This window comes from Kribbella sp. NPDC051587 (assembly GCF_044453945.1).
Classification (GTDB): domain Bacteria; phylum Actinomycetota; class Actinomycetes; order Propionibacteriales; family Kribbellaceae; genus Kribbella.
In genome coordinates, this window is sequence record NZ_JBITDE010000001.1 from 581023 (window position 1) to 593286 (window position 12264).

Sequence of the window (12264 nt, forward strand, 5' to 3'; positions counted from 1 at the left end):
CTCAGTTGTCTCCTCGTTCGCTGCTGTCTGAATCGGCGTAGGCCGCCACGATCTTCACATCTTCTTCGGTGACCACGCCGTCGACGATCCGGAACGACCGGAACTCCACCGGACCGTCGTAGCTCTGCTGCTCGGCCCCGTCCCGGGTCGAGACGATGACGTAGTGCGAGTTCGGCTCCTCGGCCCGGGCGATGTCCGTCCGCGACGGATACGCCTCGGTCGCCGTGTGCGAGTGGTACGTCACCACGATCTCCTCGTCCCGCTCCCACAGGTCCTTGTGCACCTTGAGCAGATCCTCGGACGAGAACTCGTAGTACGTCGGCGACATCGCCGAGTTCGGCACCGGCACGAACCGCTCCGCCCGCCCCGACCCCTCCGGCCCCGTCACCACACCGCACGCCTCGTCCGGATGGTCCCGCCGCGCGTGCGCCAGGATCGCGTCGTACGTCGCCTGGTCGATGATCAACACACCACCACGGTACGGCGACCGTCGTACCGACCCTGACAACCGCAGGGTCAGTCCAATATGTGGACTACCAGCGGTCGTGGATCTGGGGGCGGATGAGGTCGTCGTAGATCTCTCGTACGGCGGCTTGCTGGTCGGCGGTGAGTGGGGTGAGGGCGGCTGCGCCTACGTTGCCGGCGACTTGTTCGGGGTTGCGGGCGCCGGGGATGACGACGGAGACGCCGGGCTGGTCGATGATCCAGCGGAGGGCGAACTGGGCCATGGTGGCGCCGGCGGGGAGCCAGGGCATCAGGCGGCGGACGGCTTCGAGGCCGGTGCCGAAGTCGACGCCGGAGAAGGTCTCGCCGACGTCGAAGGCCTCGCCGTGGCGGTTGTAGGTGCGGTGGTCGTCGGCGGAGAAGACGGTGTTCTCGTCGTACTTGCCCGACAGCAGCCCGCTGGCGAGCGGGACGCGGGCGATGATGCCGACGCCGGCCTCCTGGGCGGCGGGCAGCACCTCGTCGAGGGGCTTGAGGCGGAGGGCGTTCAGGATGATCTGGACGCTCGCCACGTTGGGACGCGCGATCGCGGTCAACGCCTCGGCGCAGGTCTCGACGCTGACGCCGTACGACGCGATCCGGCCCTCGTCGACCATCGCGTCCAGGTCGTCGAAGACGGCGTCGGTGGAGTACACCGCGGTCGGCGGGCAGTGCAGCTGAACCAGGTCAATCGTGTCGACGCCGAGGTTCTGCCGGGAGCGGTCGTTCCAGGCGCGGAAGTTGGCCGGGTTGTAGTTCTCCGGCAACTGCTCGACCCGACGGCCCATCTTGCTCGCCACAGTCAGGCCCTCGTGTTCCTTGAGCACCTGACCGACAAGGCGCTCGCTCCGGCCGTCGCCGTACACGTCGGCGGTGTCGATGAACGTCACGCCGCCCTCGATCGCCGACCGCAGGACGGCGAGCGCGTCGCTCTCGTCCACCGAACCCCAGTCGGCGCCCAGCTGCCAGGCGCCGAGCCCGACCACGCCTACATCCCGACCGGTCCGTCCCAGCTTCCGCGTCTCCATGCACGCAACATTAGGACCTCAGGTCGATCTCCAGCTCAGAGCCCTCCAGTACGGCGAGGTCAGTGGCGAGCGTCTCGCGCATGATCAGCTCGCGGTGCGTTTCCACGGCTTGAGCCATCGCCGGTTCCGCAGTCACCGTCAGGTGGATGCGGTCGGTGACCTCGAGTCCCGAGTCCCGTCGCGCCTGTTGGATCAGCCGGATCACATCCCGCGCCGTACCTTCAGCCTCCAGCTCCGGCGTGATCGTGGTATCCAGCACAACAAACCCACCCCCAGGCAACAGCCCACTAGACGAGCTGGGTGCCGTGGTGGGAGATGCGGGTGTGGTGATGGGAGAGGAAGACGTAGTAGTGGCGGAGGAAGAGGTGGCGGCCGCCGCACCTCTGGGCCCATCGCCCGCGCCGGCCGTGCGGCTCGCCGGCCCGGCCTGCCCCGCGTCCACCGCCAGGGTGGTCTCCAGCGTGTACTCCCCCTCGACCAGCTCGATGCCCCCGGCAACCACTGCCCCGTCCGCGGAGACCGACCAGTCTTCGGACTTCGACGCCTTGATCGCCGTCTGCACGGCCTTGCCCAACCGCGGTCCCGCAGCTCTCGCGTTCACCGTCAGGCGTTGGGAGACCGGCGCATCGACCGCGTCCACCGACGTCAGCACGACCTCGCGGACGTTGAGCTCGGCGGCGATCAACCCGGTCAGCGCCTGCAGGTCCGCAGTTGTTGCCACGGTCAACTTCTGCAGCGGCTGCCGCGCGCGGATCCCGGTCGCTTTGCGGATCGCGGAGGCGACCGAACACACCTCGCGCGCACGCTCCATCTGCGCCACCAGCTCCGGATCGTCCGGCAGGTCGGTGACGGTCGGCCAGTCGGTCAGGTGCACCGACCGCTCGCCGGTCAGCCCGCGCCAGATGTCCTCGGCAACCAACGGCAGCAGCGGTGCGACCGCCCGGCAGAGCGTCTCCAACGCCGTGTAGAGCGTGTCGATCGCCGCCTGCTCACCCGCCCAGAACCGGTCGCGCGAACGCCGGATATACCAGTTCGTCAGCACATCGACGTACGAGGTGATCGCGTCACAGGCCGATGCGATGTCGTACCGGTCGAGCTTGTCCTGGACGTCGGTGACGAACAGCCGCAGCCGCGCCAGCAGGTACCGATCCAGCAGGTCGGTCGGTTGCTTCACCGCCTGCCCTTCGCGGTCGGCCGCGTTCGCGTAGAGCGCGAAGAACGACCACGCGTTCCACAGCGGGATCAGCACCTGCCGGACGCCCTCGCGGATGCCCTCCTCGGTGACGATCAGGTTCCCGCCGCGCAGGATCGGGCTCGACATCAGGAACCACCGCATCGCGTCCGCGCCGTCGCGGTCGAACACCTCGCGCACGTCCGGGTAGTTGCGCAGCGACTTGCTCATCTTCTGCCCGTCGCTGCCGAGCACGATCCCGTGGCTCAGCACCGACTTGAACGCCGGCCGGTCGAACAACGCCGTACCGAGAATGTGCATCGTGTAGAACCAGCCGCGGGTCTGCCCGATGTACTCGACGATGAAGTCACCCGGGAAGTGGCTCTCGAACCACTCGGTGTTCTCGAACGGGTAGTGCACCTGGGCGAAACTCATCGACCCCGAGTCGAACCACACATCCAGTACGTCGGGCACCCGGCGCATCGTCGATTTCCCGGTCGGGTCGTCCGGGTTCGGGCGGGTGAGCTCATCGACGTACGGGCGGTGCAGGTCCTTGACCTCGACGCCGAAGTCCCGCTCGAGGTCCGCGATCGATCCGTAGACGTCGATCCGCGGGTACGCCGGATCATCCGACCGCCAGACCGGGATCGGCGAACCCCAGAAGCGGTTCCGGCTGATCGACCAGTCCCGCGCGTTGCTCAGCCACTTGCCGAACTGGCCGTGCTTCACGTGCTCCGGCGTCCAGGTGATGTCCTCGTTCAGCTCGACCATCCGGTCGCGGATCGCGGTCACCTCGACGAACCAACTCGAAACCGCCTTGTAGATCAGGGGATTCCGGCACCGCCAGCAGTGTGGGTAGCTGTGCACATAGCTGTCCTCGCGGATCAGCGCGCCGGCCGCCTTGAGGTCGCGGATGATCGGACGGTTCGCCTCGAAGACGTGCAGACCCTGGTACGGCGGGACCACGCTGGTGAACCGGGCTCCGTCGTCGACGGTCAGGATCGTGGGGATCCCGACGGCGTCACACGCGAGCTGGTCCTCCTCGCCGTACGCAGGAGCCATGTGTACGACGCCGGTGCCGTCATCGGTGGTGACGTGGTCGGCCGCGATCACCTGGAAGGCGTTCGGGGTGTCGGCGAAGAAGTCGAAGAGCGGGGTGTAGCGCTTGCCGATCAGCTCGGTGCCCTTGAACCGCCGTACGACGTCGGTGCTCTGCAGCCCTGAGGTGGCGTACGCCTGCATCCGGGCCTCGGCGAGGATCGTCGGGCCTTCGGGGGTGTCGACGACGACATAGTCGAGCTCCGGCCCGACCGCCATCGCGAGGTTGCTCGGCAGCGTCCACGGCGTGGTCGTCCAGGCGAGCAACCGCTCCCCGGTCTCGAGCTCGACCGCGACCGTCACCGAGGGGTCCTGCCGCTGCTGGTAAACGTCGTCGTCCATCCGCAGCTCGTGGTTGGACAGCGGCGTCTCGTCGTTCCAGCAGTACGGGAGCACGCGCAGGCCCTCGTACACCAGGCCCTTGTCGTACAGCGTCTTGAACGCCCAGATCACCGACTCCATGTACTCGGCGTTGAGCGTCTTGTAGTCGTTCTCGAAGTCCACCCACCGCGCCTGCCGCGTGACATAGGCCTGCCACTCGTCGGTGTACTGCAGCACCAGCTCCCGGCACTTCGCGTTGAACTTCTCGATCCCGAGCTCGAGAATCTCCGCCTTCGTCTTCAGCCCCAGCACCCGCTGGGCCTCCAGCTCAGCCGGCAACCCGTGCGTGTCCCACCCGAACCGCCGCTCCACGCGGAATCCCCGCATGGTCTGGTACCGCGGCACCAGGTCCTTCACGTACCCGGTCAGCAGATGCCCGTAGTGCGGCAGCCCATTGGCGAACGGAGGCCCGTCGTAGAAGACGAACTCCTCCTTGGCCCGCCGCTCCACCGACCCCCGGAACGTGTCGTCCGCCTCCCAGAACGCCAGCACCTCCCCCTCGACCTCAGGAAAGTCCGGAGCCCCACCCACCCTGCCGCCAGTCCTCGGATAACTCACCCGTGCATCGTAGGCGCGATATTCGGTCGCGTCCGTCGCTGCCTGAATGGTGAGGTGGGTGGGTGATCAACCTGGCCTGGGTGCAGCAGCACCTCGACGCCGGCGAGCGCGTCCTCGACGCCGAGCCCCTCCACGGCGGCCTCACCGCCGACGTACGCCGCCTGACCATCGCCACCCCGGACGGCGGCGTCCGTCACCTGGTCCTCCGCACGTACGTCGACCGCGCTGACACCGCCGAGCTCGTGGACCGTGAGGCGCACGCCCTCACCGAGCTCGCGGCAACCGCCGTACCGGCCCCCGAACTCATCGCCGTCGCCGACACGGCCGTCCTAATGACGCACATGCCCGGCCGGACCGTCCTCACCGACGCCGGCCTCGCCGACCGCATCCCGGCCCTCGCTCAGCACCTGGTCGCCATCCACGCCGTGCTCCCTGTCGAGCGCCCCGGCACCTTCGTGACGCTGACCACCGCCGACACAGTCGTCACTCCGCCCGGCGCCGACTGGGCCGCCGCGATCGACCTCATCCGGCGGCCGCATCCGCCGTACGAGGGCGCCTTCCTGCACCGCGACTACCAGCCCGGCAACGTCCTCTTCGAGAGCAACCGGATCACCGCCGTCGTCGACTGGGCCAGTACCTCCTGGGGCCCCACCGACCTGGACGTGGCCCACTGCGCCACCAACCTCGCCCTACTCCACGGCCCCACCGCAGCCCACCACTTCATCGAGGCCTACCAACAAGCCGGCGGCACCCTCTCCCCCGACCGCCGCTACTGGCTGGTCCGAGACGCCCTCTCCTTCTCCGAAGAGATCGAACCCGCCACCCGCCCCTGGCGCGAATCCACCCGCCCCGACCTAACCCCCGAGCTCCTCGAGTCCCGCCTAACTGCCTACGTCGCCACCCTGATGAACCAGTAGCCCGAACCCCCATCACCCACTAACGCCCACCCATCCGAGCCCGCCACGCCTGGCCCCACCTCGAAATACCTGCCACCAGCCACTTAGTGGGTGACAGCGGTCCGCCATGGTGTGTCGTCCGGCTCTTGGCGCTGGTGGCGCTGACCTTCGCCGACGATCCCGGCCGGGCCCTACTGCCACCTGACCGTGCCGGCCGACGCGCTCGCGGTCGTCGCGTGCTACCGGCGCGGTCGAAGGGGTGTCACCCATCCGCTCGCCGAACGACACCCCCAGCCCCGTCTGTACGCCGCCGGGTCAGGGTGCTCGTGATGCGGACCGCCCCCACTCACCAACCTCCGCGCCGCCGACCCCGCCACGCCTGAACCCACCGCGCCGAACCGCCGGTGAACCACTTGGTGAGTGCCGGAGGTCCGCCCACATCGATGGGCGAGCGCACACCCCGCGACCGCTTCGGCTCATCGGCTCCGGGCCGAACCACCTTCGTACCGCGCCGGAGGGCTGTCGCCGCCGGAGGCGGTGTCCTTACCGAACCGCCGGTGAATCACTTGGTGAGTGCCGGAGGGCCGCCCACATCGATGGGCAGGCGCACACCCCGCGACCGCTTCGGCTCATCGGCTCCGGGCCGAACCGCCGTCGTACCGCGCCGGAGGCGGTCAGCGCATGTTGTGGAGGAGGGCTGACTGGAGGTAGCCGAGCCAGTCGTAGAGGTCGTAGGTGAGGCGGCGGGGGTCGTCCTCGGGGAGTTTTTCCCAGGTGCCGTAGTCGTCCTCGTCCTTGATGTCGAGACGGGTGCCGATGGCGAGGCGGAGGTCGTTGAGGGCGCGCAGCCAGGAGAGTTGTTCGTCGGGTTCGAGGGCGATCTCGTCGGCGCCGGACTCCTCGAGGGCCGAGAGGACGCGCTTGGCGTCGGTGATCTTGCCGTCGCGCAGGCCGCGTTCGGTGAAGCGGCGGAACTCCGAGGACGCCATGTCGTCGGAGCCGTAGGCATCGGGGAACAGGCGCTGCAGGACGATGTCCTCGGGCGGCGAGGTGGGGCCGTCGGAGTCCAGCAGGGCCGCGAGCGGGTCGCTGGACTGGGTGGCGCGCGGGGGGAGGCCGTCGTACAGGAGTTCGACCAGGTTGCGGAGCAGGTTGGCGAGGATGTCGGCCTCGTGCTCGGCGAAGCTGACCGCGACGATCTTGCGGCGCTTGCGGAACCGCGTCACGACTTCTCGCAGGTGGCCCACAGGCCGTAGGAGTGCATCGCCTCGACGTCGCGCTCCATCGCTTCCCGGTTACCGTTCGACACCGCCGACTTGCCCTCCTCGTGGACCTGCATCATCAGCTTCTCCGCCTTGGACTTGGAGTAGCCGAAGTACGTCTGGAAGACGAACGTGACGTAGTCCATCAGGTTCACCGGATCGTTCCAGACGATCGTCACCCACGGTGGGCTCAGCTGGATCGCCTCGTCGACTTCGGGGCTCTCGAGCTCACTCGGTGCGGTGGTCACTGACCCATTCTCTCCACTAGAAGTTCCGGCGGCGCAATAGGCTGCCCTTGTGAACACCTCGACCGCGCTCCTGACGGACCACTACGAGTTGACCATGCTGCAGGCCAGCCTGGCCGACGGCACGGCGCAGCGCCGCTCGGTCTTCGAGCTGTTCGCCCGCCGGTTGCCCGACGGCCGCCGGTACGGCGTCGTCGCCGGCGTGAACCGGCTGCTCGACGCCCTGGAGCAGTTCCGCTTCGACGAGCGGGCGATCGCCTTCCTGGCCGACCGGGGTGTCGTCGACCAGGTTACCTCCGACTGGCTGGCGAACTACCGGTTCACCGGGGACATCGCCGGGTACGCCGACGGCGAGATCTTCTTCCCCGGCTCCCCGGTCCTGGTGGTCGAGTCGAGTTTCGCCGAGGCCGTGCTGCTGGAAACCGTCTTCCTGTCGATCCTGAACCACGACTCCGCGGTCGCCTCGGCCGCCTCCCGGATGACCTGGTGGGCCGGCGGCCGGCCCTGTATCGAGATGGGCTCGCGACGGACCCACGAGGAGGCCGCGGTCGCGTCCGCGCTGGCGGCGTACATCGCGGGCTTCGCCACCACCTCCAACCTGGAGGCCGCCCGCCGCTACGGCATCCCGAGCGCCGGGACGTCGGCGCACTCGTTCACCCTCCTGCACGACACCGAGAAGGAGGCGTTCACCTCCCAGGTGGATGCCCTCGGCAAGCGCACCACCCTCCTCGTCGACACGTACGACGTCGCCGAGGCGGTCCGGACCGCGATCGAGATCACCGGCCCGGAGCTCGGCGCCGTCCGGCTGGACTCCGGCGACCTCCCGTCGCTGGCCGGTCAGGTCCGCGAGCAGCTCGACGCGCTCGGCGCCACCAAGACCCGGATCATCGTGACCTCGGACCTCGACGAGTTCCAGATCGCCGCGCTCGCGCCGGCACCGGTCGACGGCTACGGCGTCGGTACGTCGCTTGTCACGGGCTCGGGGTATCCGACCTGCGGGTTCGTGTACAAGCTGGTCGCCCGTGAGGACGCGAGCGGCGAGCTGAAGCCGGTGGCGAAGAAGAGCCCGGACAAGATCTCGATCGGCGGCCGCAAGTGGGCCCTGCGCCGCCGTACCGCGGCCGGTGTCGCCGAGGCCGAGCTGATCGGCGTCGGCAGCCTCCCCGAGGACGACGGCGACGACCGCGAACTCCTCAAGCCGCTGGTCAAGGGCGGCGAGGTGATCGGCCGCACCACCCCGGCCGAGTCCCAGGCCCACCACCTCAAGGTCCGCGACGAACTCCCCCGCTTCGCCAGCCAGCTCAGCCGCGGCGAGCCCGCCATCCCCACCCAGTACGTCGGTGACTACACCTCCCAGAACGCGTGGACCCCCAAATGACCACCGTTGAGGAGGAGTGGCCAGTCGACGCCCCGGCGACTCCCCGAGACGTCCTGATCGCCCTGCGCTTCGCCGACCGCGCAGCCCGCAAAGCCGTCGCCGCCGAACTGGTAGGCACCGGTCTGCACACCGGGCAAGAACTCGTCCTGGCCAAACTCCTCCACCACGGCTCACTGCCGGTAGCGAAGCTCGCTCACGTCTTGGACGTCGAGGTGCCGACGGCGACCAAAACCACCCAACGTATGGAGGCCGCCGGCCTGGTCCGCCGCGTCAAGAGCACCACCGACGCGCGCCAGGTCGGCATCGAACTCACCGACCAGGGCGCCGAACTGGCCCGCACGGTCGAAGACATCTACGACCGAGCCGGCAGCCGAGCCCTCGCCGGCCTCACCCCCGAGGATCGCCGGCAGCTCCGGAACCTGCTCTGGACCCTCACCACGACCCTCGAAGGCGACCCCCGCGACTAGGACCAGGTAGGACCCTCGTCGGTCCAGACGACACCCTTGTTGCGGCACAGGCAGAAGGGGTGGCCAACGGGGTCGGCGTAGATGCGGAAGCCGAAGCCTTCGGGACCGACGTGGTCCCGCAGCAGGGTCGCGCCAAGACCGAGGACGCGGCTCTGTTCGGCCTCGATGTCGTCGACCTCGAAGTCCAGGTGGAACTGCTTGGGGTGGTCGCTGTCCGGCCATTGCGGAGCGCGGTAGTCCTCCACTGGGACGAAGGCCAGTTCGAGGTCACCGAACCGGAGACCGGCCCAGTTCTCCGTGCTGCTCTCCTTGATCGGGACCCCCGTCACCTCGGCGTAGAAGGCCGCCAGCTTCATCGCGTCCGGGCAGTCGATGATGAAGTCAGTAAGTCGCAACATCCCCCTAGTGTCCCAGGGATTCGGCGTCACCCGACAACCGTTGGGCCAGCCACACGGGGACGACGGAGACGACGATCAGCGCGGCGGCGACGACGTTGACGATCGGGGCCTGGTTGGGGCGGAAGAGGTTGTTGAAGATCCAGATCGGCAACGTCTGCTGCTGAGCGCCGGCGGTGAACGTCGTCACGATGATCTCGTCGAACGACAACGCGAAGGCGAGCAGCCCGCCGGCCAGCAACGCCGAGCGGATCATCGGGAAGGTGACCAGCCGGAACGTCTGGAACGCCGACGCCCCCAGGTCGGCCGAGGCTTGCTCCAGCGACAAGCCGGTACGGCGAAGCCGCGCGATCACGTTGTTGAACACGGTCACGATGCAGAAGGTGGCATGCGCGATCACGATCGTGACGAAACCGAGTTGCCACCCGAAGATCGTCCGGAAGGCGTTGTTTAACGCGATCCCGGTGACGATCCCGGGCAGCGCGATCGGGAGAATCACCAGCAGGGACACGGCATCGCGGCCGTAGAAGGTGAAGCGCTGCAGGGCGAACGCGATCATGGTCCCGAGGATGAGGGCGATCGCCGTGGCCGCGAGCCCGACCCGCACGCTGACCCACAGCGCATCCAACGCGCCCTGGCTCTCGGCGGCACGGCGCCACCAGTCGAGGGTGAAGTCGCGCGGCGGCCAGGCGAAGGTCTTGTTCACGTTGAACGAGTTGACCACCACCAGCAGCAGTGGGATGTAGATCACCGCGAGGATCAGGCCGGTGAGGATTCGCAGGACGACGCGGGTCGGGCCGGACATCGTCATCAGAGGCTCTCCATTGCTCCGGTACGGCGGACCGCGGCCAGGTACACGAGCATCACCACAACCGGGACCGTGGCCACCGCCGCCGCGAACGGAAAGTTGTTCGCGGCACCGACATTGTCGTAGACCACGTTGCCCAGCAGCTGATTCGTGCCACCGACGATCCGCACCGCGATGTAGTCACCCAGCGACAGACTGAACGTGAAGATCGACCCGGCCACCATCGCCGGGATCACCACCGGCACGATCACCCGGCGGATCGTGTGCCCGGTCCGCGCCCCGAGATCAGCCGATGCCTCCAGCAACGAATTCGGCAGCCGCTCCAAGCCGGCATAGATCGGCAGGATCATGTACGGCAGCCACAGGTACGCCAGCGTCACCACCGTTGCCGTCAGCCCGTATCCGGGCGACTTCAGACCAACCGCCTCGAACGCAGACGACACCAGCCCGCCCTCGGAGAACATCCCGCGCCAGGCGTAGGCCTTCACCAGATAGCTTGCCCACAAGGGCATCAGCACCGCCACCAGCAGGAACCGCTGCAGCCCCGGCCGCGCCACCTTCGACATGTACAGCGCGATCGGAAAGGCGACCACGGCATCGACCAGAGTCACCAGTACGGCGACTCCGATCGTCCGCAGCGCGATCGTGCGGTACACGTCGACGGTGAACAACGTCCGGAAGCTGTCCAGCGTCCACACCCGCTCGATCGTCCCGGTGAACCCGTTCTGCGTCCACAGCGCGGTGACGAACAACGCCGCCAGCGCACCGAGGTAAGCAACTCCGAGCCACAACATAGGGGGACCGAGCAACAGTGCGAGCCGCGCCCGCGGGTGCCTCAAGAGACCGCCGGGCAACATGCTCATCCCTTGATCTGGGTCCAGGCTTGGGTCCACTTGGTGTAGTCGGCGCACTTGACGTCGGTGCGACCGTCCAGGCACTGCTCGATCGGCGTGGTCCAGTACCAGATCTTCTCGGAGTAGGCCGCGTCGCCGGCGTGGAAGGTCGTGCAGTGGCTCTTGTCCGCGGTCTCGTTGCAGGCCTTGCCGTTGGCCGGCGACTCACCGAAGTACTCGGCGACGGCCGCGTTCGCCTTCGGGCTGATGATGTGATTCATCCACAGGTAGCCGCAGTTCTTGCTCTTGGACGTAGCGCTGAGCATCCACGTGTCCGACCACCCAGTCACACCTTCGGTCGGCACGGTCACGTCGACCGGGACCTTCTCGCCCTTGGCGACATTCGCGATCACCTGCCAGGTGGTGCCGATCACCGAGTTGCCGCTGGTGAACGCCTGTACCTCCTTCAGGTAGTCCGACCAGTACTCCGAGACGAGCCCCTTCTGCTGCTTGAGCAGGTCGACGGCCGCGGCGAACTGCGTGTCGTCCAGCGCGTACGGGTTCTTGATCCCCAGATCGGGCTTGGTCGCCATCAGGTACATCGCAGCGTCGGCGATGTAGATCGGCGAGTCGTACGCCGTCACCTTGCCCTTGTACGGCGAGTTCGGGTCGAACACCGCGCCCCACGACGTCGGGGCGGTCTTCACCTTGTCGGTGCGCCACATCAACAGGTTCGCGCCGTAGCCGTGCGGGATCCCGTACATCTGCCCCTTCACCGAGTTCCACGGCCGGTCCTTGAGGAACGGGTAGACGTCGGCGTAGTTCTTGATCAGGTCGGTGTTGATCGGCTCGACGGTCCCGGCCGCGATCAGCCGCAGCGACGCATCACCGGACGCCGACACCACGTCGTACTGGCCGGTCTTCATCAGGGTGACGGCCTCGTCCGACGTACCGAAGGTCTTCACCGTGACCTGGCAGCCAGTCTCCTTCTCGAACGACGAGACCCAGTCGACCTTCGGGTCGTTCGAGCCGTCCTCGGCGTACCCGGGCCAGGCGAGCACGCTGAGCTTGCCCTCGCCGGCGCCGAGCGTGTCGAGTTTCTTCAGGTCCGGCGGGGTGAAGCCACCGGCCGAGTTGTTGCCCGAAGCACCGGAGTCACCTCCGGACGTGCCGCACGAGGCCGCGATCAGGGCGAGCACGGCCAGGCTCACCGCTGCGAGAGACTTCTTCATCGAACGCTCCTTGCCAAAGGGTGGGGGCG

12 protein-coding genes are annotated in these 12264 nt (G+C 67.9%); 3 read left to right on the top strand and 9 right to left on the bottom strand.

What is annotated here, in order from left to right:
- Window position 1 precedes the first annotated feature (1 nt).
- The 3 genes from ACIA49_RS02795 to ileS all read right to left on the bottom strand — a co-directional run bounded on the left by ACIA49_RS02795 (window position 2) and on the right by ileS (window position 4719).
- Window positions 2-469, bottom strand: coding sequence for a Mov34/MPN/PAD-1 family protein (locus ACIA49_RS02795; protein ID WP_396375364.1), 468 nt, complete (start codon window positions 467-469; stop codon window positions 2-4).
- Between the two features lie 64 nt (window positions 470-533).
- Window positions 534-1511, bottom strand: coding sequence for an aldo/keto reductase (locus ACIA49_RS02800; protein ID WP_396375365.1), 978 nt, complete (start codon window positions 1509-1511; stop codon window positions 534-536).
- A 10-nt stretch (window positions 1512-1521) separates the two neighbouring features.
- On the bottom strand, window positions 1522-4719 hold the full coding sequence (ileS, locus tag ACIA49_RS02805; protein WP_396375366.1) for an isoleucine--tRNA ligase: 3198 nt from the start codon (window positions 4717-4719) through the stop codon (window positions 1522-1524).
- 62 nt (window positions 4720-4781) lie between these two features.
- Here ileS and ACIA49_RS02810 point away from each other — a divergent pair, with 62 nt between their 5' ends.
- On the top strand, window positions 4782-5636 hold the full coding sequence (locus tag ACIA49_RS02810; RefSeq protein WP_396375367.1) for a phosphotransferase family protein: 855 nt from the start codon (window positions 4782-4784) through the stop codon (window positions 5634-5636).
- A gap of 653 nt (window positions 5637-6289) precedes the next feature.
- Here the strand turns inward: ACIA49_RS02810 and ACIA49_RS02815 are convergent.
- Window positions 6290-6841, bottom strand: a complete 552-nt coding sequence (locus ACIA49_RS02815) for a DUF2017 domain-containing protein (RefSeq protein WP_391543247.1) — start codon at window positions 6839-6841, stop codon at window positions 6290-6292.
- Complete coding sequence (clpS, locus tag ACIA49_RS02820; RefSeq protein ID WP_344152419.1) at window positions 6838-7125, bottom strand: ATP-dependent Clp protease adapter ClpS; 288 nt, start codon at window positions 7123-7125, stop codon at window positions 6838-6840. The genes ACIA49_RS02815 and clpS overlap by 4 nt, the downstream gene beginning before the upstream one ends.
- Window positions 7126-7219: 94 nt before the next feature.
- Here clpS and ACIA49_RS02825 point away from each other — a divergent pair, with 94 nt between their 5' ends.
- Both ACIA49_RS02825 and ACIA49_RS02830 read left to right on the top strand, forming a co-directional pair.
- Window positions 7220-8500 (top strand): nicotinate phosphoribosyltransferase, encoded by a 1281-nt coding sequence (locus ACIA49_RS02825; RefSeq protein WP_396376028.1) that lies wholly within the window; start codon window positions 7220-7222, stop codon window positions 8498-8500.
- Window positions 8497-8967 carry a MarR family winged helix-turn-helix transcriptional regulator gene (locus ACIA49_RS02830; RefSeq protein WP_396375368.1) on the top strand — a complete coding sequence of 157 codons (471 nt, stop codon included), beginning with the start codon at window positions 8497-8499 and terminating at the stop codon, window positions 8965-8967. The genes ACIA49_RS02825 and ACIA49_RS02830 overlap by 4 nt, the downstream gene beginning before the upstream one ends.
- Here ACIA49_RS02830 and ACIA49_RS02835 read toward each other — a convergent pair.
- From ACIA49_RS02835 to ACIA49_RS02850, 4 genes are all read right to left on the bottom strand, one after another.
- Window positions 8964-9365 (bottom strand): VOC family protein, encoded by a 402-nt coding sequence (locus tag ACIA49_RS02835; RefSeq protein ID WP_396375369.1) that lies wholly within the window; start codon window positions 9363-9365, stop codon window positions 8964-8966. The genes ACIA49_RS02830 and ACIA49_RS02835 overlap by 4 nt on opposite strands.
- A 4-nt stretch (window positions 9366-9369) precedes the next feature.
- Window positions 9370-10173: an ABC transporter permease gene (locus ACIA49_RS02840; RefSeq protein WP_396375370.1), complete on the bottom strand. Its 804-nt coding sequence runs from the start codon at window positions 10171-10173 to the stop codon at window positions 9370-9372.
- Window positions 10173-10964: an ABC transporter permease gene (locus tag ACIA49_RS02845; RefSeq protein WP_396375371.1), complete on the bottom strand. Its 792-nt coding sequence runs from the start codon at window positions 10962-10964 to the stop codon at window positions 10173-10175. Before ACIA49_RS02845 ends, ACIA49_RS02840 begins: the two co-directional genes overlap by 1 nt.
- Window positions 10965-11029: 65 nt before the next feature.
- On the bottom strand, window positions 11030-12235 hold the full coding sequence (locus tag ACIA49_RS02850) for an ABC transporter substrate-binding protein (RefSeq protein ID WP_396375372.1): 1206 nt from the start codon (window positions 12233-12235) through the stop codon (window positions 11030-11032).
- Between the last annotated feature and the right edge of the window lie 29 nt (window positions 12236-12264).

Coding starts and splice junctions, on each gene's coding strand:
- ACIA49_RS02800 (WP_396375365.1), bottom strand. CDS start 1,511: ATGGAGACGCGGAAGCTGGGACGGACCGGTCGGGATGTAGGCGTGGTC.
- ACIA49_RS02825 (WP_396376028.1), top strand. CDS start 7,220: ATGCTGCAGGCCAGCCTGGCCGACGGCACGGCGCAGCGCCGCTCGGTC.
- ACIA49_RS02830 (WP_396375368.1), top strand. CDS start 8,497: ATGACCACCGTTGAGGAGGAGTGGCCAGTCGACGCCCCGGCGACTCCC.
- ACIA49_RS02835 (WP_396375369.1), bottom strand. CDS start 9,365: ATGTTGCGACTTACTGACTTCATCATCGACTGCCCGGACGCGATGAAG.
- ACIA49_RS02840 (WP_396375370.1), bottom strand. CDS start 10,173: ATGACGATGTCCGGCCCGACCCGCGTCGTCCTGCGAATCCTCACCGGC.
- ACIA49_RS02845 (WP_396375371.1), bottom strand. CDS start 10,964: ATGTTGTGGCTCGGAGTTGCTTACCTCGGTGCGCTGGCGGCGTTGTTC.
- ACIA49_RS02850 (WP_396375372.1), bottom strand. CDS start 12,235: ATGAAGAAGTCTCTCGCAGCGGTGAGCCTGGCCGTGCTCGCCCTGATC.